Annotated in this window: 20 protein-coding genes; 5 read left to right on the forward strand and 15 right to left on the reverse strand. The window is 62.8% G+C overall.

All coding sequences use genetic code 11. The features are described from left to right. Positions 1–131: 131 nt before the first annotated feature. On the forward strand, positions 132–2153 hold the full coding sequence (locus tag BA190_RS28800) for a calcium-binding protein (protein ID WP_068296081.1): 2022 nt from the start codon (positions 132–134) through the stop codon (positions 2151–2153). A gap of 197 nt (positions 2154–2350) precedes the next feature. After that, on the forward strand, positions 2351–2557 hold the full coding sequence (locus tag BA190_RS28805; protein ID WP_068296084.1) for a molybdopterin-binding protein: 207 nt from the start codon (positions 2351–2353) through the stop codon (positions 2555–2557). A gap of 111 nt (positions 2558–2668) precedes the next feature. Here BA190_RS28805 and BA190_RS28810 read toward each other — a convergent pair whose 3' ends face one another. The 7 genes from BA190_RS28810 to BA190_RS28840 form a co-directional block, all read right to left on the reverse strand. Further along, complete coding sequence (locus tag BA190_RS28810; RefSeq protein WP_068296088.1) at positions 2669–3352, reverse strand: pentapeptide repeat-containing protein; 684 nt, start codon at positions 3350–3352, stop codon at positions 2669–2671. Between the two features lie 28 nt (positions 3353–3380). Further along, on the reverse strand, positions 3381–4103 hold the full coding sequence (gene lexA, locus BA190_RS28815) for a transcriptional repressor LexA (protein WP_068296091.1): 723 nt from the start codon (positions 4101–4103) through the stop codon (positions 3381–3383). A 112-nt stretch (positions 4104–4215) separates the two neighbouring features. Further along, the gene (glp, locus tag BA190_RS28820; protein ID WP_068296094.1) at positions 4216–5436 is read right to left on the reverse strand and encodes a gephyrin-like molybdotransferase Glp; all 1221 of its coding nucleotides are present in this window, start codon (positions 5434–5436) and stop codon (positions 4216–4218) included. Continuing rightward, positions 5433–5936: a cyclic pyranopterin monophosphate synthase MoaC gene (gene moaC, locus BA190_RS28825; RefSeq protein ID WP_068296097.1), complete on the reverse strand. Its 504-nt coding sequence runs from the start codon at positions 5934–5936 to the stop codon at positions 5433–5435. Before moaC ends, glp begins: the two co-directional genes overlap by 4 nt. After that, a complete protein-coding gene (trpC, locus tag BA190_RS28830; RefSeq protein ID WP_068296100.1) occupies positions 5933–6736 on the reverse strand; it encodes an indole-3-glycerol phosphate synthase TrpC in 804 nt (267 codons plus the stop codon). The genes moaC and trpC overlap by 4 nt, the downstream gene beginning before the upstream one ends. 5 nt (positions 6737–6741) lie before the next feature. Next, on the reverse strand, positions 6742–7752 hold the full coding sequence (trpD, locus tag BA190_RS28835; protein ID WP_068296102.1) for an anthranilate phosphoribosyltransferase: 1011 nt from the start codon (positions 7750–7752) through the stop codon (positions 6742–6744). Then, positions 7752–8366 carry an aminodeoxychorismate/anthranilate synthase component II gene (locus BA190_RS28840; RefSeq protein WP_068296108.1) on the reverse strand — a complete coding sequence of 205 codons (615 nt, stop codon included), beginning with the start codon at positions 8364–8366 and terminating at the stop codon, positions 7752–7754. The genes trpD and BA190_RS28840 overlap by 1 nt, the downstream gene beginning before the upstream one ends. Positions 8367–8639: 273 nt before the next feature. Here BA190_RS28840 and BA190_RS28845 point away from each other — a divergent pair, with 273 nt between their 5' ends. Then, positions 8640–9797, forward strand: coding sequence for a calcium:proton antiporter (locus BA190_RS28845; RefSeq protein ID WP_082980101.1), 1158 nt, complete (start codon positions 8640–8642; stop codon positions 9795–9797). A gap of 13 nt (positions 9798–9810) precedes the next feature. Here the strand turns inward: BA190_RS28845 and BA190_RS28850 are convergent, their stop codons facing one another. The 3 genes from BA190_RS28850 to BA190_RS28860 all read right to left on the reverse strand — a co-directional run bounded on the left by BA190_RS28850 (position 9811) and on the right by BA190_RS28860 (position 13859). Further along, on the reverse strand, positions 9811–10335 hold the full coding sequence (locus tag BA190_RS28850; RefSeq protein WP_068296116.1) for a hypothetical protein: 525 nt from the start codon (positions 10333–10335) through the stop codon (positions 9811–9813). Positions 10336–10442: 107 nt separating this feature from the next. Further along, positions 10443–11954, reverse strand: a complete 1512-nt coding sequence (trpE, locus tag BA190_RS28855) for an anthranilate synthase component I (protein ID WP_068296117.1) — start codon at positions 11952–11954, stop codon at positions 10443–10445. Positions 11955–11963: 9 nt separating this feature from the next. After that, on the reverse strand, positions 11964–13859 hold the full coding sequence (locus tag BA190_RS28860; protein ID WP_068296118.1) for a peptidylprolyl isomerase: 1896 nt from the start codon (positions 13857–13859) through the stop codon (positions 11964–11966). A 363-nt stretch (positions 13860–14222) separates the two neighbouring features. Between BA190_RS28860 and tpiA the strand changes: the two genes are divergently transcribed. Beyond that, positions 14223–14984: a triose-phosphate isomerase gene (tpiA, locus tag BA190_RS28865; protein WP_068296124.1), complete on the forward strand. Its 762-nt coding sequence runs from the start codon at positions 14223–14225 to the stop codon at positions 14982–14984. Between the two features lie 47 nt (positions 14985–15031). Further along, positions 15032–15451: an N-acetyltransferase gene (locus BA190_RS28870; RefSeq protein WP_245314989.1), complete on the forward strand. Its 420-nt coding sequence runs from the start codon at positions 15032–15034 to the stop codon at positions 15449–15451. A gap of 11 nt (positions 15452–15462) precedes the next feature. Here the strand turns inward: BA190_RS28870 and BA190_RS28875 are convergent, their stop codons facing one another. The 5 genes from BA190_RS28875 to BA190_RS28895 all read right to left on the reverse strand — a co-directional run bounded on the left by BA190_RS28875 (position 15463) and on the right by BA190_RS28895 (position 20341). Next, positions 15463–16311, reverse strand: a complete 849-nt coding sequence (locus BA190_RS28875) for an ABC transporter permease (protein WP_068296130.1) — start codon at positions 16309–16311, stop codon at positions 15463–15465. A 10-nt stretch (positions 16312–16321) separates the two neighbouring features. Beyond that, positions 16322–17203 carry an ABC transporter permease gene (locus BA190_RS28880; protein ID WP_068296133.1) on the reverse strand — a complete coding sequence of 294 codons (882 nt, stop codon included), beginning with the start codon at positions 17201–17203 and terminating at the stop codon, positions 16322–16324. Then, entirely contained in the window at positions 17200–18261 is a 1062-nt protein-coding gene (locus BA190_RS28885; protein WP_068296136.1) for an ABC transporter ATP-binding protein, read from the reverse strand. Before BA190_RS28885 ends, BA190_RS28880 begins: the two co-directional genes overlap by 4 nt. A 129-nt stretch (positions 18262–18390) precedes the next feature. Beyond that, the gene (locus tag BA190_RS28890; protein WP_068296139.1) at positions 18391–19575 is read right to left on the reverse strand and encodes an extracellular solute-binding protein; all 1185 of its coding nucleotides are present in this window, start codon (positions 19573–19575) and stop codon (positions 18391–18393) included. Positions 19576–19597: 22 nt separating this feature from the next. Next, positions 19598–20341: a FadR/GntR family transcriptional regulator gene (locus BA190_RS28895; protein WP_210185281.1), complete on the reverse strand. Its 744-nt coding sequence runs from the start codon at positions 20339–20341 to the stop codon at positions 19598–19600. Positions 20342–20384 lie beyond the last annotated feature (43 nt).

A 20384-nucleotide genomic window follows, 5' to 3' on the forward strand; every position in this document is an offset into this window, starting at 1 on the left:
CAGAGTAAAGCCATCGCATGGATACCAGACGTCATGTATGATCTCGGTCGTTCTCACTGCCAAGCCGATAGGTGAAGTGGCTTGGATAGCAGGTATTCCATCGCCAACTGAGCGCAGTCCAGGAATTTTCCATGAGCAACATTGTACTTCCAACCGGTATCACCCATGACAGCGTCTTCGCGGCGGGTGCAGCCGGAAGCACCTACAAGGTAAATTTGGATTCCTACATTATTTCCGCCGACAGTCTGGGGCTTCAGCTCGACGGAGGCCCCTGGACTGTAACGATCAATGGCGGGGTCAGCGGCCTGCAAGGAGACGGCCTTGCCGTGAACGCGCCGGCCACGAGCACCCTTGTAACGACAAAGGTCAATGTGGGAGCGGAAGGCTCCATCTACGGTTCCCTCTACGGCATCGGAACAAATGCGGCCTTGGATGTCGCAAATTCCGGAATTATCCGGGGGGATGCGGGAGCTGTCTATTATGTCGGCGGTTCAGGAAGCAATCTCTATTCCAACGCAAAAATTTCCGTAAAAAACCTGGCAGGCGCGACCATCTCTGGTGGTGATTTCGGAATCTATAATAACAGCGCTGCGATATTGACGGTGACGAACGCTGGGACGATTTCTACGGATGGTGGTTATGCCATTCGGTCCGGCGGGCTTGGCAGCATCACCAACAGCAAGCTGATTCAGGGCGATATCGGTCTTTTTGGCGCGGCTCCGCTGAATTCCCTCGGAGTTCCGACCGCTGGTAATACCGTCACGAATACCGGGGAGATCGATGGTTCGATCCTGATCAACGAGGGCAAGAATGCCGTTACGAACTCCGGCATCGTAATTGGAAATGATCAACTCCTGACTTTCGCAGATGATAGTCAGCGGGATATCCAGGTTTCGATAGGCCTCTGGCAAGGCAACAGCACCATCAAGAACTCAGGAAAGTTGTACGGGACGATACTTGGAAGTTTGGGAGCCGACGTCATCAGCAATACGGGGTTGATCGTCGGCGACGCGGCCTATGGCTATGACAATGGAAGCGGCCAGTATTTCCAGGGCGCGTTGGACCTTGGTGCGGGGAATGATAGCCTCACCAACGGCAAGGAGATCGATGGCGCCGTCTGGCTGGGTACGGGGGATGACACGGCGACCAACACCGGCGTGATCTACGGTTTCATCTCGGCTGGCGACGGCAACGACAAGATCACCAATTCGGGCAGCGTCGACGGCATCGATCTGGGCGGCGGCATCAACACCCTCACCAACAGCAAGACGATCTATAGGGGCGTCTATGGTGGCGATGGCGGCAATACCATCACCAACAGCGGTACCATCTACGGCGATGTCCAGACTGGAGCTGGCAACGACAAGTTCACCGAGTCCGGCGCCGGTCTGGTGACCGGCGACTTCTATCTGGGGGCGGGCAACGATACCTTTGTCGGTGGCGCCAGTGTCGAATATGTCCACGATCAGGCCGGTAACGACATCTATGGCCTCGGTGCGGGCAATGATGTCTATTTCGCCTCGAACGATGGCGGTACCGACAAGGTGGACGGCAGTACCGGGATCGACGTTTTCGCTGTCGCTTCTGATACGACGGACCCCCTCAATATCAATCTTGGCACCACGGCAGCTCTCGGCTTGAATGCTCAGACCGCAACCTTCGGCACATCCGGCGGCAGCGAGAATGTGAAGGGTTTTGAGATCGTGTGGGGCACTTCCGGCAATGATACTATCGTCGGTGGAGCGATCGCAGAAACGCTGCACGGCAATGACGGCAACGACATCATTGCCGGCGGCGTTGGGGCCGATATCCTTTGGGGGGAAGGCGGCAACGACATCTTCAAGCTGCTGGGCGTCAAGGACAGCGGATTGACCCGGGCAGCAACCGACACGATCATGGACTTCACCCAAGGCGAGGACAAGATCGACCTCAGCAGCATCGACGCCAACAGTTCGGTAGCCGGTTTTCAGGAGTTCCACAGCCTGATCGCCAACAGCGATTTCACCGGTTCGTCGGGTGAACTGCGTTATATCTTCCAGGGTGGGCAGACCATGCTCCAGGGCGATATAAATGGTGACAAGAAGGCGGATTTTCAGATCGCGATCCAGGGCACGGTCAATTTGCAAAGCAGCGACATCATCGGTCTTTCCTGAGCATCGGCTGCACCGCGTCTGAGCGAGAAGGCGGCGGCTCCTACGGGCCTCTGCCCGCAATTTTCAGGGTAACGGCCGCGCGTTTTGAGGCGGTTACCCTGATCGCGGCGGACACACCAATTTCACCAGTATTTGCCGGTGGACATTGCTTCGAGAATGATGATGATCGCGTTTTTCGCGCCGCCAAGGGAAGTTTCATGAAAATCAGCGCCCGCAACCAGATCAAGGGTACGATCAAGAGCGTGACGAAAGGGCAGACGACCTCCCATATCCAACTCGAGGTCAACGGTACCATCATTACCGCGTCGATCACCAACGAGGCTGTCGACGACCTCAAGCTCAAGCCCGGCCAGAACGCCTATGCCGTCATCAAGGCCTCGGACGTGATGATTGCAGTCGACTGACCTGCATTCCCGGTCCATGCCGGCTTTCGGCAGTGCTCGGGCGGATAGTGGTTCGAGCACCCCTGATTGTCTGATGTCGAGCCGATGAGCCTGTAAATTCCGGACGTTTTGTCAGGCAATCCGCAAGCCCAGTTCGGCCAGCAACTGGCCGGCCTGGCCTTTCGAGATCGTAGCGCCCTTGAAATAGAGGGCATCTCCCAGCCTCAGTCCACCGAGATCGGCGCCGCGCAGGTCGGCCCCCTCGAAGCGGGCGTCGGTCAGATTCGCATCGCGCAGGCTGCATTCCTCGAAGGTCGCATCGCGAAAGTCGCATTGGCGTAAATCGGCCTGGGTGAAGTCGAGACGACGCAGCACGGCCTTGCGGAAGGAAAAGGCCGGCAGTTTGGCCGACATCAGCAGAACCTCCTCGAAAACCAGCCCCAGCGCCGAGATCTCCGAGAGGTCTGCGCCCGTCAGCTTGCAACTGGTGAAGGTCGCCGAAGCCGCCTTGGCACGCCGGAAGTTGGTATTGCTGTAATCACCGGTGCGGAAGGTCGCTTCCTCCAGATCCGTGCCACGGAAATCGGCGCCGCTCGCCTTGCAGTTGCGCCAGAGCGTATTGGCAAGCTTGGCGCCGACCAGCTTGGCGTTTCTAAGGATGCAACGCTCGAATACCCAATGAGAGAGATCGAGACGCGAAAGATCGCACTCCTCCATCGCGCAATCGACGACGGAATGGGGAAGTTTCGTCGCGACCAGGTCTTCGACATCGCGGCGCTGCAGGCTGCGGTTCGCGATTGCGCGAAGCGCACTCATGGCCGGCAGGCCTTAGCGTCGGCCACACTCAATAGCGACGGAACAAACCGACCAGCTTGCCTTGGATCTGCACTCGGTCGGGCCCGAAGATACGAGTTTCATAGGCCGGGTTGGCAGCCTCCAGCGCAATGGACGCACCGCGCTTGCGCAGGCGCTTGAGCGTGGCTTCCTCATCATCGATCAGAGCCACGACGATGTCGCCGGTATCGGCATGGTCCTGGCGGCGGATGAGTACGGTGTCATTGTCGAAGATACCGGCCTCGATCATGGAATCGCCACGGACCTCCAGGGCGAAATGATCGCCGGAGGACAGCATTTCCGGCGTGACGCTGATGGTGTGGCTCTTGGATTGGATGGCGGAGACCGGCGTGCCGGCGGCAATGCGCCCCATCACCGGGACAAGGACCGGCCGGCCGACCTCGTCGTCAATTTCAGGCCTGACGGGGCGAACCTTGCCGAGATTGCCCTCGATCACATTGGGACGGAAACCACGCTGGGAAGAGGCCAGCGACAGGCCGCCACCGCTCGGCACTGCCGATTCGGGCAGGCGCACCACTTCGAGCGCCCGAGCGCGGTTGGGCAGGCGCCGAATGAAGCCACGCTCCTCCAGCGCCATGATCAGGCGGTGAATGCCGGACTTGGACCTGAGGTCCAGCGCTTCCTTCATCTCGTCGAAGGAAGGAGGCACACCCTGTTCTTTCAGGCGCTCATGAATGAACCGAAGCAATTCATGTTGTTTCTTGGTCAGCATGGCTATCCCGTCGTGGCGGCCGCGAATCACGGTGAAGGTGTAAACAAAACAAGAACAGTGCTACATGTTCCTACTGTGTTCTGCAACAATGAAGTTCAGGTTAAAGACGTGGTCAATAGCCTGCCGTGCGGAGATCGATGATCTCGCAGGTCTCACCCGCCTTTGCTTCGGGCGCGAAGGGCGGCCGGATCACCAGGCAGTCGGCATGCTGCATCACGCTGACGAGCGACGAATCCTGCAATGTTAATGGCTCCACCTTGAGGATGTCTGACGTATCGTCAAGCAGGAAGCGGGCGCGAATATAGTCCTCGCGAACATCGTTGGCCGGCCAGGAACGGGCAAAGACGGCTTTGCGGCGTGGCGGGCCGGCGTCGGAACGGCCAAGCAACGTGCGCAGCAGCGGCACCAGGAAGAGGACGCCGCAAACCACGGAGGAGACCGGATTGCCCGGCAGTCCGAGAATGTGCATGGCACCGAGCCGCCCATGCAGCAGCGGCTTGCCTGGCCGCATCGCGATCTTCCAGAAGCCGAGCCGCATGCCTTCGCGGGTCAGTGCGGTCTGGATCAGATCGTGATCGCCGACGGATGCGCCGCCGATGGTGACGAGCACATCGGCCTTTTCGGCGCGAGCTCGCTTGATGGCGGCTTCCAGGGCCGGAAAGTCGTCGCTGGCGATGCCGAGGTCGAGCACTTCGCCACCTTCGGCTTCGACGAGGGCGCGGATGGCGAAGTTGTTGGAGGCGACGATTTGGTTCTCGCCGATGGCTTGGCCGGGGAGCACCAGTTCATCGCCGGTGGCGAGGATGGCGACCTTGGGGCGGCGATGGACGGGCAGGCGAGGGTGGTTCATCGCCGCTGCAAGGGCGATGTCGCGGGGGCCGATGACGGTGCCTGGTGTCAGCGCTTCCTTGCCTTCGGCAAAGTCCAGGCCGCGGGCTCGGATATGCTGGCCGGGCTTGGCCGTGGCTTCGACGATGACCTGATTGCCCTCCCGGCGGGTCTGCTCCTGGATCACCACCGTGTCCGCGCCATCCGGCACGGGGGCACCCGTGAAGATGCGTACCGCCTGGTTCTCGCCGACACGACCGGCATAGCCATGCCCCGCCGCCGATTCGCCGATCAATTCGAGGACAGCACCCTCCTGGGCATCCTGCCCCCGCACGGCATAGCCGTCCATGGCGGAGGCGTTGAAGCCCGGCTGGGTTCTGAGGGCCGTGATGCCCGAGGCCAGGACACGGGTCCGCGCTGCGTGCAGCGGTACGGTTTCGACGGGAAGCGGGGTGACGCCGGCAACCACCTTGGCCAGCGCATCCGCGACGGGGAGCAGGCTCATGGATTTTCCTCCGCATGCCAATCGCCGGATTTGCCGCCGGACTTCTCTATGAGCCTGATCGCCTCGATGCGCATGCCCCGGTCGGCAGCCTTGACCATGTCATAGATGGTCAGGCAGGCAACGGAAACTGCGGTCAGCGCTTCCATCTCCACGCCGGTCTGTCCGGCGACCTTGGCTGTCGCCCGCACCGTCAGGCCGGGCAGAGCGGTATCGGGCTCGATTTCGACGGCGACCTTGCTCAGCAACAAGGGGTGGCAGAGTGGGATGAGCTCATGCGTCTTCTTGGCGGCCATGATGCCAGCGATGCGGGCGGTCGCACGGACGTCACCCTTCTTGGCATCGCCCGACAGTACGAGATCGAGCGTTGCGCGCTGCATCACCACGCGCCCTTCGGCGATCGCGGTGCGGCTGGTCACCGCCTTTTGCGAGACATCGACCATGTTCGCCTCGCCGGAGGCGTCGAGATGGGTAAGGACGGGCTTTGTATTTTGCTGGCTCATGCCGCCTGGTCCACAGACAGCAGGGCGCGCGTGGCGGCGGTGACGTCGGCCTGACGCATCAGGCTCTCGCCGACCAGGAAGGTGTTGACGCCCACCGCCTGCAGGCGCTGGACGTCGCCGGGCGTGAAGATGCCGCTTTCGCCGACCAGGAGGCGATCGCCGGGCACCAGCGGCGCCAGCGTCTCGGTCGTCTCCAGGCGGGTGATGAAGTCGTTGAGATCGCGATTGTTGATGCCGATCATGCCGACATCGAGCGTGAGGGACCGCTCGAGCTCGTCGTGATTGTGGATCTCGCACAGGACGTCGAGGGACCAGTCCTTCGCGGCCGCAATCAGGGCACGGGCTTCGGCATCGGTGACGCTGGCCATGATCACCAGGATGCAGTCGGCACCCCAGGCCCTGGCTTCCACCACCTGATAGGGGTCGTAGAGGAAGTCCTTGCGCAAGGCGGGCAGCGATACCGCCGCACGTGCCGCGGTGAGGAACTCCGGCCGTCCCTGGAAGGAGGGCTCGTCGGTCAGCACGGAAAGACAGGCCGCCCCGCCGGCTTCGTAGGCGCGGGCAAGCGCCGGAGGGTCGAAATCGGCGCGGATCAGGCCCTTGGAAGGGCTGGCCTTCTTGATCTCGGCAATCAAGGCAGTATTGCCGGCGTCGAGCTTGGCCTGGAGGGCCCTCTGGAAGCCGCGTACGGGACTGGCCCGGTCCGCCAGCTTGATCAGTTCCGGCAGCGGGCTTGCCGCCTTCGCTGCCTCGATCTCGCGGCGCTTATAGGCTTCGATCTTCTGGAGAATGGTGGCCATGGCACTCACGCGTTGGAAACTTCAACCAAACGGTTGAGCGTTGCCAGGGCCTTGCCCTGGTCGACGGATTCGCGGGCGAGGGCTACCCCGTCGTCCAGGGTCCGCACCCGCCCTGCCACCAGCAAGGCAGCACCGGCATTGAGGAGGGCGATATCGCGATAGGGCGTCTTCTCGCCTTCGAGCACGGCCCGCAGCGCCACTGCGTTGTGGGCGGCGTCGCCCCCCTTCAGATCGTCGGGGGTGGCTACCCGCAGGCCGACTTCCTCAGGCGTGATGACACCGTGGCTGATCTCGCCATTCTCCAGCGAGACGATCTCGGTGGGCCCGGTGGTGGTGATCTCGTCGAGCCCGTCGCTGCCATGCACGGCGACGATACGCGTCGATCCCAGGGTCTTGAGCACCTCCACCATCGGCTGAAGCCATTGGCGGGCATAGACGCCGAGCAGTTGCCGCTTGACGCCGGCGGGGTTGGAGAGCGGTCCCAGCAGGTTGAAGATCGTGCGTGTGCCGAGTTCGACGCGGGTGGGGCCGACATGTCTCATCGCGCCGTGATGAGCGGGTGCGAACATGAACCCGACGCCAGCCAAGGCGATACAGCGTGCGATGTCTTCCGGTCTGAGTTCGATGTTGACCCCGAGCGCTGTCAGAACATCGGCGGCGCCGGATTTGGAGGAGAGCGCGCGATTGCCATGTTTGGCAACCTTTACGCCCGCGCCGGCCACGATCAGAGAGGCGGCGGTCGAGACATTGTAGGAGCCGGAGGCGTCGCCCCCAGTGCCGACGATGTCGACGGCATCCTCGGGGGCTTCCACCGTCAGCATCTTGGCGCGCATGGCACTCACGGCGCCGGCCATCTCGTCCGGTGTTTCCCCGCGGACCCTGAGCGCCATCAGGAAGCCGCCGATCTGCGAGGGCGTCGCTTGCCCGGAGAGCAGGAGGTCGAAGGCTTCAGCCGCTTCGTCGCGCGTGAGCGACCCGGCGGCGGCCTTGCCGATATAAGGCTTGAAACCGTCCATCACACATGCTCGCTTTCGAGGGTCCGATGCTTGGCATTCCATTCCGCCGCCAGCTCCAGGAAGTTCTGGAGGATGCGGTGACCATGGTCGGACATGATCGACTCCGGATGGAACTGGACGCCATGCAGTGGCGCGCTCTTGTGCTGCAGGCCCATGATGACGCCGTCATCCGTCTCGGCGGTAACCTCGAGATCGGTCGGCAAGCTGTCGCGCTTGACCACGAGCGAGTGATAGCGCGTGCCCATGAACGGGCCGTTCAGACCCCTGAAGACGCCGCGGCCACGATGGTCGATCGAGGAGATCTTGCCATGCATGGGAACGGCGAGGCGCACGATGTCGCCGCCGAAGACCTGGCCGATGGCCTGGTGCCCGAGGCAGACGCCGAAGAGAGGGATCCGGTCCTTGGCCTTCTCGATCAATTCGCAGCAGATACCGGCCTCGGTGGGCGTGCAGGGGCCGGGGGAGAGCACGATCGCATCGGGCGCGGCGGCAATCACCTCGTCGGCGCTGACCTTGTCGTTGCGATGGACCGTGACGGTGCAACCCAGCTGGCCGAGATAATGCCAGAGGTTCCAGGTGAAGCTGTCATAATTGTCGATCAGCGTCACGGTCATGGAACGGTCTGTCGTCACGGCTCTAGCCTCCTTTGAAGCCATCACGACTAGGCGTCAGGAGGCAGCGGGTCAAGCGGTTCCGGGATAGCGATCTTTCCAGAGCTAGCAGGTTCGGAGATGCGCGCAGCGAGCTCTCGCCCACTCAAAGCCAAGCATCTCGGCGATGCCGCTTTCGTCGCATGGGCGCCAACCCTTGATGAACTGGCGCTTCGTCGAAAGCTTCTGGACGACCGCTTATCTACCGAAATCGTTTCGATGATGTGATATGTGACTATGGTTGCCTTTTTGCAAAGTACAACTTCGGTGCCCCTCGTGCTTGATACATTCCTACGCCGAACAACTTCATGGACATGGGTCCTGCCTGTCGTCTGTTTTATGGTCGCACTGATCTTTCAGTCCAATGTGCTTGCAGTGGGACAAGGCGACTTTGCAATTGTCATTGTTTTGAATTCTATTTCGATCGGTCTTGTCCTGGTGACCGTATTTGCGGCCTTGCATCATGCCGAAGCGATAGCACACCGTGTCGGACAACCTTACGGTACATTGGTTCTTACCTTCGCGGTAACGACCATTGAAGTATCGATCATCGTTTCAATGATGCTTCATGGCAGCAATAATCCAACATTGGCACGTGAGTCGGTCTTTTCCACCGTGATGATCGTTTGTTGCGGCATCGTCGGGATAGCGCTGACGGTGGGGGGATGGCGGCATAACCGACAGGATATCAGGAGACAGGGAACGAGTGCTTTTCTCTCCGTTCTTGTCGCGCTCACCGTGTTGACGATGGTTCTGCCCAATTACACCCTGTCGACGGCACCCGGGACTTTTTCATCCATACAGCTTGTTTTCGTCGGTGTGCTTTCGATTCTGCTATATGGCAGTTTCATTTTCGCGCAAAGCTACGGCCAGAAGGAGGATTTTTCGGAGGTTCGTGCATTGGAGGAAGTGCAGGGCGAACATCTTGCCATCGCCTACTCCCTGCTGACGCATCTTGTCCTGCTGCTCTTGGGATTAGGGGGCATCGTCCTACTGACGGAACAGGTAGCAGCTGGTGTGGAGGACGGACTTAGCTATCTCGAAATCACGCAGTCCGACGCGATTGTCGGCGCGGGGATTGCGCTTGTCACCCTGATGCCGGAAGCAATCTCCGCCATAAAAGCATCGTTCAAGAACGAGCTGCAACGGGGGCTGAACGTCGCCCTGGGCTCGGCTTGTGCAACCATAGGTCTGACTATTCCAGCAGTCGTGGCGGCAAGCCTCATCACGGGACGTCCACTGACCCTCGGCCTCAATGCAGGCGATACGATCTTGCTCCTTCTTGCCCTCGCCATGGGTGTCGTCAGTTTCGGCACGGGACGTACGACGCTTCTGACAGGCCTTGCGCATCTGGTGATTTTCGTCGCCTATGTCCTACTGATCGTCGCACCTTGAGGCAGGTTTTGGATCAGGGGTCGAACCGCTCCGGACCCGCGTTCCGATGGGATGCGCGAACCCGCATGCCTTCCTTCTTGCCGTAGGCGCAGGCAAAAACCTCCAGCAGCACGAAGAGCGCGAGATTGCGACCCACGACGGGCTCGAAATAGTCCGAGGCCAGGGTCATGCGTGAGGCGATCATCTGCACGGTGTTCCCGAACAGTTCGAGCCTCTCCAGGCCATAGGGCAGCAGCGCTCCAAGGCCGGCGAAGACGGCCATGTAGATCAGCGAGGCGAGCGAGGAGACCAGCCAGATGCCGAAACCGTAGTCGGCATAGGGGGCAGAGCGCTCACTCTCGAAGAGCCAATGGAAGAAGAAAATGCCATAGGCCGCGCCCAGGGCCGGCAGCGCAATAGCCAGCATCAAGGCGATGGCCTGCAAGCCGCCTGGACAGAGGTATAGATAGAAGTCTGCGAACAGCACGACATAGGCGGCCGCAAAGGTCAGCAGGGCCGATCGCCGGGCACCAGGCCAGCTAGAGCAAAATGCGTTCAAGTGTGAACGCCCATTTGCTCTAGCTCCTTGTTCCGACGCGTCTTTGCGATTCGAGATGATTCCGTCAAATCGCAAAACGCCATAGCCATGGATGCGGTCCGCCTGCCTTACTGTCCCCGGCCGGGCTGGCCGGCGAAGCGGACGGCTTCCTCGGCAGCACGGAACAGGGCCTTGGCCTTGTTGACGCACTCGGCATGTTCGCTGCTGGGCACGCTGTCATAGACGATGCCGGCCCCGGACTGGACATGCATGGTGCCGTCCTTGACCAGGGCCGTGCGCAGCACGATGCAGGTATCCATCTGGCCGTCCGCGCCGAAATAGCCGATGGCGCCGGCGTAGAGGCCGCGCTTGTCCTTTTCGAGCTCATCGATGATTTGCATGGCGCGGACCTTGGGCGCGCCCGAGACCGTACCGGCCGGAAAGCCCGCCGCCAGCGCATCGAGTGCGTCGTGGCCCGGGCCGATGCTGCCCTCGACATTCGAGACGATGTGCATCACATGGCTGTAGCGCTCGATGAAGAAGCGATCGGTCACGCTCACGCTGCCGACCGCCGAGACATGGCCGACATCGTTACGCCCGAGATCGAGCAGCATGAGATGTTCGGCCAGTTCCTTGGGATCGTTGAGCAGCGATTCGGCCAGCGCATCGTCCTCGGCCTTGGTCTTGCCGCGCGGGCGGGTGCCGGCGATGGGCCGGACCGTGACCTTGCCCTCGCGCAGCCGGACCAGGATTTCCGGGCTGGAGCAGACCACGGAAAAGCCGTCGAGCTGCAGGTAGACCAGGAAGGGAGCCGGGTTGATGCGGCGCAAGGCACGATAGAGCGAGAAGGGCGGTAGCTGGAATGGCGCGCTGAAGCGCTGCGACAGCACGACCTGGAAGATGTCGCCGGCCTTGATGTACTCCTTGGCGCGGGCCACCATCGCCAGATAGTCGGCCTCCGAGGTGTTGGAAACCTGCTGGGCGTGCAGGGCGTCGAGATCGACGGTCTCTGCAAGCTTGGGTGTCGGGCGGTCCAGACCGTCGACGATGGTCATCAGCCGCTGCTCGGCGCGCAGATAAGCCTGCTTGGCCGTGACGTCTGCTTGCGGGCGCACCGGCGTCACGGCCGTGATGGCGTCGCGCACGGCGTCGAACACCACCATCAGCGTGGGGCGCATCAAGATCGCGTCGGGAATGCCGATAGGATCGGGCTTGGCGGCGGGAAGCTCCTCCACCAGCCGTACCATGTCATAGCCGAGATAGCCGAACAGGCCAGCCGCCATCGGGGGGGCGCCTTCGGGCAGCTCGATCCGGCTTTCCGCGATCAGGGCCCGCAGCGTGTCGAACGGGTGGCCGTCCAGCGCTTCGAAGGTCTGGTCCGGTAAATGGCGGTTGATCGAGGCCTTGCCGTCCTGGCAGCGCCAGATCAGGTCGGGCTCCAGGCCGATCATGGAATAGCGCCCGCGCGTGGCGCCGCCTTCAACCGATTCCAGGAGGAAGGCGTTGGGCCTGTCGCCCGCCAGCTTCATGAAGGCTGAAACCGGCGTCTCCAGGTCGCCGACCAGCGTCAGTGTCAGGATCTGCGCCTTGCCGGCCGCGTAGGCAGCCGAGAAGGCTTCGAAGGAAGGTTCGAGGAGCATGCTGGCGACTCAGAGGCTGCCGGTGCCGACGACGCGGTCGACATTGGTCTGGTTGATGGCCACGCCGAGCTGGTCTTCGACCTTCTTGACGTATTCCGTCATCAGATCCTGGCTGATGCCGGTCGCGAGCTGCTTGGACAGCGCTTCGGTCTGCGGAGCCTTGGCATCGAGCTCAGGGATCACGTTGTCCTCGACGTGGAAGATGATTCGATCGGTGCCGTTGGCGGCAAGCGCCGTTCCGAAGCCCTTGAGCGGGGTGGCGAACACGGCAGTGACGACCGCTGGAGGCACGGGCTGGCTCTGGCCGTTGCGGGTGAGATCCCAGGCCGGCGTGACCTGCAGGTTCAGGCTCTTGGCGGTGTCCTCGAGCGACTTGCCGCCCTGCAGCTGGGTCACCAGTTCGTCGGCCTTCTCCTTGAGCTTGGCAACTTTCTGATCCGCGGTCCAGGAGGCGATCACCTCGTTCTTGGCTTCGTCGAGCGTGCGGTCGCGGGCCGGAACCACGCTGTCCAGCGAGAACCACATCAGGCCTTCGTCGCGGCCGTCGACGGCTTCGGGATCGGAACCCGGTTCGGCCGTGAAGAGAGCGGGCAGGACCTGGGTGGCGAGCGGAACAGCAACCGGCTTGCCCTCGGCGTCACGGCCCTGGGCATCGACCGGCGGCAGCGTCACGGCCTGCAGCTTGAGTTTGGCGGCGATATCCTTGAGCGGGGCGCCGCCCATGCGTTCGTCTTCAATGGAGTCACGCAGATTCTTGGCGGTCTCCGATGCCCTTTGGCGCTCCAGTTCCCCGCGCAGGACGATCTTGGCATCGACGATCTTGGTGACCTTGACGATGACGTTGGCGAGATTGCCCTGCACAGCCTCCGACGTGGCGCCCTCCTTCAGGGCGAACGCAGCGTCCGCGACCTTCTGGTCGCTGAGCTGGCGCTTGGACACGGTGCCTAGATCGATGTCCTCGGGCTTGAGCTTGCGCTCGGTGACCAGGCCCTCGAAGGTGATCTGGCCCGAAGCGATTCGGGCGGCGGCGGCCTTGGCCTCATCCAGCGAAGGGAAGGCGATCTGTTCGACGGTGCGCTGCTCCAGTGCCGCCGAGCCGGCTTTGTCCTTGTCGAAAGCGGCCTGGACGTCGGCATCGGTGACGGTGGCCCGGCCGCTCAGGTCGGCTGGCGTCACGAGTATGTAGCTCAGGCTGCGCAGTTCCTTGGTGCGGAAGGTACCCTTGTTCTCGTCGTAATAGGCCTGCAGCTTGGCGGCATCGGGCGGGGCAATGTCACCCACGCTGCTCTGCGGCAGCACGAAATAGGAGGTATTGCGTTTTTCCTGCTCGTATCGTGCGGCAGCCTGCAGGAGGGCTTGCGGGACTGGGCCGCCGGCCGTCAGGCCCTGGTCGATCTGGCCGCGGACATAGACCTCGCGCTGACGGGCGAAGAACATCTCCTCGTTCATGCCGTTGTTTTCGAGCATCTGGCGGAAGGCATTGGCGTCGAAGACGGGCGGCTTGCCGGGGGTGGAGACCTGGAAGTCGGGATCGTTCATCACGGTCCGGACCATGGCTTGAGGATCGAGGCCGAGCCCAAGCTTGGCGGCCTGCACATCCATGGCCTTTTCCGAAATCAAGCCGTTGAGAACCTGCTTGTCGAGGCCGAAGGTGCGGGCGAGGTCGGGGGTGACCGCCTTGCCGGTGGCGCGGGTGATCTGCAAGGTTCGCGCACGATAGGCTTCGCTATAGGTATTGGCGGAAATCGTGGAACCGCCGACAGTGGCGACATCGGAATTGCTGCGCCCTTGCAGCCAGCCTTCGACACCCCATAAGGCGAAGCTGCCGCTCAGGAGGAACATGACCCCCGCCGTGATGATCTTGGCGGGCCCCTTGGTCATAACTTCGCGGAATGAGCTCAGCATCGGTGTCTTGGTTCCATCAAGGCAAAGGGATTTTCCAGGCTCGTTTCGGAGACCCCGGGAAACCCCGCATCGTTTCTACGCCGCTTCGGGCCGCATGAACGTTCCCGTAAGGGGCGGCGCACGAAAAGCGGCGCATCATAGGGACGAGCTCGTGGCGTCGCAATGGCGCGGCCACGGGTTTCTTGCAGCACCCACGCCTTGCTCCACGGGAACGGGGTTGCTAAGCACGCCAGATGAAGTCGGCGCATCGAGGGCGGCCCAAGCGGAGTTTCCCGGCGCAGGCCTCGACAGGCGACAGGATTTCCGAGCCCGTCCTGCCGAGCAGTCTCGGCAATCCTGTTTGATAGAAAGAGGATCAGCAAGATGACAGCAAACCGGCCGCGCCCGCTCGTCGCTGGCAATTGGAAGATGAACGGCCTTACCAAGGGGGTCGCCGAGCTCGAGGCCATTGCGACCGGTGTCGCAGCCGGCGAAGCCGGTGCCGCCGAGGTGCTGGTCTGCCCGCCCTTTACGCTGGTTTCGCGCTTTGCGGCGCAGGCGGCGGGGCAGCATATCAAGATCGGGGCACAGGATTGCCACGCCAAGCCCTCGGGCGCCCATACCGGCGACATCTCCGCCGAAATGCTGAAGGATGCCGGTGCGACCTATGTCATCGTCGGCCATTCCGAGCGTCGTACCGATCACGGCGAGACCGACGCGACGGTCAAGGCAAAGGCCGAGGCAGCCTTGCGCGCCGGCCTCGTTGCCATCGTCTGCATCGGCGAGACCCGCGCGGAACGCGAATCGGGCAAGACCCTCGATGTGGTGGGCAGCCAGCTTGCGGGTTCCCTGCCGTCGGGTGCCAATGCTGCCAACACCGTGATCGCTTACGAGCCCGTATGGGCGATCGGCACGGGCCTGACGCCTACGGCGGCGGACGTGAAACAGGTGCATGATTTCATCCGCGCGCGCCTGGTGAAGGCGCTTGGCGAAGAGGGCAATGACGTCCGCGTCCTCTATGGCGGCTCGGTCAAGCCTTCCAATGCGGCCGAGCTGATGGGTGTCGACAATGTCGATGGCGCGCTGGTCGGCGGCGCCTCGCTCAAGGCAGAGGACTTTCTCGGCATCGCCTCCGCCTATCGTTGATGAACGTGCGCATCCGCAAGGCGGAGGGGGAGAGGGATTTGAGCTTCATGCTCGGTCTCGGCCATCGCCTTGCGGCTGTCATCGAAACCGGACTGCACGAACAGGCCGACATTCGGACGTTCCAGGATGCCTTTTCCGCTGCCAATCTCAGGGAGCCCGAGGAAGGAAGCCTGAGCCTGATCGCCGAGGATGCCGTCGGTGCCGGCCTTGGCTTCCTGCATGCCCTGCCGGGGACCGACGGCATAACCGGCCGGGAGATCGGCTATGTGGCACTTCTGGCCGTCACCGAGGCGGCCGAGGGCATGGGCGTGGCGAAGCAGTTGCTCGCCGCGGCAGAGGACTGGGCGCGAGAACAGGGCTATGCCGCCTTGTCCCTCGACGTCTTTGCCAGCAATCATCGCGCCCGGCTTTTCTATGAAAGAAACGGTTTTGCCACCGAGAGCTTGAGGCTGGTCAAGAAATTGTAGGCTCCATGGGATCAGCGGGCAGGGGCTTTCTTCACCCGCGTCACCATTTGTGTCGGATTGATGAAGCGAAGGGCGATGACCAGCCAGACCAGCGTGCTCAGCATGTAGATGACGGCCATGGCATCGACCGATTGCGGCGCCCTGACCCCGGACGCGGTGACTGCGGCATAGAGCGAGACGACCAGCGTCTGGCTGTCGGAACCCGCGATCAGGAAGGTCAGCTCGAACATCGCGATGGTGCGTACCAGCACCAGGAGAAGGGCCGCGAGCGCCCCGGGCAGCAGCAGCGGGATCAGCACATGCCGGAACACCGAGCCGGTACGGGCGCCGAAGACCCGAGCCGCTGCCTCCAGGCGCGGATCGATCTGCTCGACGAAGGGAATCATCACCAGGATGACGAAGGGCAGGGCAGGCACGAGGTTGGCGATGATCACGCCGGCCAGCGTACTACCGAGCCCGGCCTTGTAGAGAACCGTCGTCAGCGGAATGCCATAGGTGACGGGCGGTACCAGCAAGGGCAGCAGGAACAGCAATGTCACCAGCTTCTTGCCCGGAAAATCGCGCCGCGCCAGGGCATAGGCGGCGGGAATGCCGATCACGGCGGATAGCAGCACCACGCCGAAGACGACCTGAAAGGTGACGAGAAGCACGCCGCCGAGCTGGAACTCCTCCCAGGCCGAATTGTACCAGCGGCCAGTCCAGCCCTGCGGCAGCCAGGTGCCCAGCCAGCGCGTCGAGAAGGAACTGACGATCACCGCGGCGATGACGGCGAGGAGGTTGAGGACAAAGAAGATGGTGAGGACCCAGACGGCCGTGGACCACAGGCGTTCCGAAAGCGGGCGGGAAATCTGGCGGACCATGATCGTGCTCCTAACCCTTGCCGCCGCCGGCCGGCCCGCGATAGGCCAGGGAGCGGAGGCCGAGCACGATGGCGATGACGACCAGCAGGATCGCGCCCATGATCATGGCGATCGCCGAGGCCATCGAATAGTCGTAGAGCTCGGTGGCGGCCTGGTAGGCCGGAATGGTGATGACCCGGGTGGGACCTGCCGGCGCGCCGAGCATCACGGCCGACGGATAGACGGAGAAGGCCTGTACGAAACTCAGACAGAAGGTCACGGCGAGGCCGGGTAGCAGCAGCGGCAGGAAGATGTGGCGAAAGCGGGCGGCCGGTCTGGCGCCCAGGGTTGCCGCGGCATTCTCCAGGGCCGGATCGATGCCGGTGACATAGGAGAGCGTCAGCAGGAAGGTGAACGGGAAGCCGGTGATCACCAGCGACAGGAATACGCCCCAGTAATTGTGGACCAGCTTGACGGGGCCGATACCCACCAGGATGAGCGCCCGGTTGAACCAGCCTTGCGGCCCGAGATAGTTGAGCAGGCCTTCCGCCACCAGCACGGTGCCGAGGGTGATCGGCAGCACCAGGATGGTGGTGAGCAGGCGCTGGTTGTCGAGCAGGCGCACCCTGAAGGCCACCGGTATGGCGGCAAGCAGGTTGAACAAAGTGGCCGGCACCGCGATCCACAAGGTGGTGGCGATGGTGCCGTAGAGTGCGGGATCGCTGAAGAAGGCAATGTAATTGCCCAAGGTCGAGCCATCCTTGGGCTGGAATGACAGCCACAGCCCATAGAAGAAGGGATAGATGAACAGGGCCAGCAGGAACAGCACGGCCGGCAGGGCGAGCAGCGTCACGCCGTCGATACCGCGGGCGGCGAGGCGTGTCTTCAGGCCGGTGGCGGGAGGGGCGCTCATCGTGCGCCCTCGTTGAAGACCAGCACGCGTGACGGATCGGCTTTCAGATGCACCTGTTCGCCCGGCCGCATGCGCTGCCGGGCCCTGAAGAAGAGCTCCTCGCCGGCCGGTCCCCTGGCGGCCCCGAAGAAGGCGTGGCCACGATATTCGCAGATCTCCACCACGGCGGGGAACCCCTGTTCGCCGGCAATCAGATCGTCCGGGCGAATGGCCGCGACCGCGCTCGGGCCGGCCAGCGCCTGGCGAGCAACGCCCTCGATCCGTTCGCCAGCGATCTCCAGGGCTACGCTTTCCTCCGACGAGGCAATGACTGTGCCCGGCAGGCGGTTGCGGAACCCCATGAACTCCGCGACATCCAGCGTCGCGGGTCGTTGATAGAGATCCTCCGGCGTGCCGATCTGGCGGATCGCGCCGTCACGCAGCACGATGATGCGATCAGCCAGCGAAAGCGCCTCGTCCTGGTCGTGGGTGACATAGAGCGTGATCGAACCGAGGCCGGCATGGATGCGGCGGATTTCCTGACGCATTTCCAGGCGGAGCTTGGCATCGAGATTGGAGAGAGGCTCGTCCATCAACACCAGGGGTGGCTCGACCGCGATGGCGCGGGCGATGGCAACGCGCTGCTGCTGCCCGCCCGACAATTGGCCTGGCAGCTTGGCGGCCTGGTCGGTGAGCCTGACCGTCGCCAGCGCATCACCGATGCGGGCTGAAGCCCGCTCTCGTGCCACGCCACGCATGCGCAGGCCGAAGCCGACATTGTCCCTGACGCTCATATGCGGAAACAAAGCGTAATTCTGGAACACCATGCCGAAGCCGCGATCTTCCGGACCGAGCGTATCGATGCGCCTGTCGTCGAGCCAGATCGAGCCGCGCGTGGTCGGAAGCAGGCCGGCGATGCAGTTGAGCGCGGTCGACTTGCCGCAGCCCGAAGGACCGAGCAGGGCGATGAATTCGCCGCGCTGAACCGTGAAGGACAGGTCCTTCAGGGCATTCATGGCCCCGAAGTCGCGTCCGACCTGGTCGAGCCTCAAATGGCTGAAATTGCTCAGTGCTGACATCGAACCTGCCGCTATGCCCGGAATGGTGAAAGCGGGGAGGCCGGGCCGGATCCTGAAGAGGATCGTGGACCTCCGCCGCAACGCGCGAAGCCGGGCTCTTCCGGCTCGAGTTTCACTTTGGTCCGAATCTCACTTGGTTTTGGCGGCGCCGATCTGCTTGTCCCACATGTTGAACGCCACCACCATCTTGGCCGGATCGAGCGGCAGTTCGGTGGGAATGTCGGTAATCAGCTTTTCATATTCCGGCCTGCCGAACTCGGCGATGGCGGCCTGGCTCTCCTCCGGCGCCATGGAGAGCGTGACATTCTTCACGGCCGGTCCTGGATAGAAATAGCCCTCGTCGTAGGTGTAGGCCTGCTGCTCCGGCTTCAGCACGAAACTGATGAGATCGAGCAGCACCGCGACCTTCTCCGGAGCGAGGCCCTTGGGAATGCAGGCATAGTGGGCATCGGTGACCCAGTGGAAGCCCTTCAGCGTCGAGATCGCAGCACTCTTGGGCACCACGCCGAGCACGCGCGGATTGATGTCCCAGCCGGTGGTGGACACGGTCATGTCGCGTGAGCCCTCGCCGAACTCCTTCATGGTCGCGCCCGTACCGGTGGGATAATATTCGATGGCTTCCCCCAATTCCTTCAGATAGGCCCAGGTCTTCTCCCAGCCATTGACGGGATCCTTCGGATCCTTGTCGCCCAGGATGTAGGGCAGCCCCATCAGGAAGGTGCGCCCCGGCCCGGAATTGGCGGGGCGGGCATAGATGAAGCGGTTCGGGTTGACCTTGGCATAGGCGAGCAGTTCCTCCGCCGTGTTCGGCGGCTGGGAGACGCGCTCGGGTGCGTATTCGAGCAGCGGGCCGGAGGGATAATAGGAGATGACGACGCCGGCCCCGTTCGCCAGCCCCTGCATGCGGGCGGCCGGTGCGAGCAGGACGTCATCAAGCTTGGGCAGCGCCGAAGCGAGATCCGGCAGCAGCGGCACCCAGATCTTCTGGTCGAGGCCGGCGGACAGCGCGTCGGTGCCGGTGAGGACGAGATCGATGTCGACCCGGCCGGCATCCTGCTGGGCCTTGAGCTTGCCGGGAAGATCCGGTGCCGGAGCCTTGGTGAAGCTGATCTTCGACACCAGGTCCGGCTTGGCCTTGGCGTAGTTCTGGATCGCCTTCTGGGTGAGGGCGAGATTGCCGGCGACATCGACGACGTTGAGTGTGACCGGTGATTTCGGCAGGGCCAGGGTTTCCGCCTTGGCGCCGGCAATGCCGAGGGCCGCAAAGCCGATGCCGGCGCCGAGTGCCTGGCGGCGGGTTATCCGAGCAGTCATGACATCCTCCCATTCTTGATCTTTAGCGGCGGCTCGTGCCGCCTGTGGCGTTCCTCGTCTGTGTCGTCGTGCCGTCTTCCGCGGCATCCATCAGGAAATAGGTTTCGACATTGGCGATATGCGCTTGCATGGCCTGGCGCGCGCTATGACCATCGCCTCCGGCGATGGCGTCACGAATGGCCTGATGATCGGCCATGTTGGTCCGCAGTTTGGTGGAGTTCTTGGTCAACTCGCCCAGCCGGTCGAAGATGCGACCGCGCATGTCGCCCCACAGGAGCTCCATCGTCCGGGTGAGCACCGGATTGCCGGTGGCTTCGGCAATGCCCAGATGGAAGGCGCGATCAGCTTCGAAAGAGTCTTCACCCTTGAGAGATTCCTGCCGGTACCAGGCCAGGGCCTGATCGAGACGCTCGATGTCTGCTGGTCTGGCCATCTCGGCAGCGGTGGCCGCAATCTCGCCCTCGATGATGCGGCGGGCCGCGAGCAGGTCGAAGGCACTTGGGCCGGCATCGCCGAGTTCGCCGGCACGCGGCGACCCGTCGGAGACATAGCTGCCCGTGCCCGTCTTCACTTCGACGAAGCCGGAAATCTCCAGCGCGATCATCGCTTCGCGCACCACGGGCCGACTGACGCCCAGCTTGCGGGCGAGGTCCCGCTCAGCAGGAAGGCGCGTGCCCGGCGGCAATTCGCCCGAGCGGATGAGCCCGACGACTTGCTCGGCAACCTGCTGGAACAGTCTCTGCGACGCCACGGCCTGAAACGGCATGGTCTTTGCCTCGCCGGTCATTCTGCTCGCTTCGAGCCTATCA

The sequence above is a fragment of the Labrys sp. WJW genome (assembly GCF_001676615.1).
Taxonomy (GTDB): domain Bacteria; phylum Pseudomonadota; class Alphaproteobacteria; order Rhizobiales; family Labraceae; genus Labrys; species Labrys sedimenti.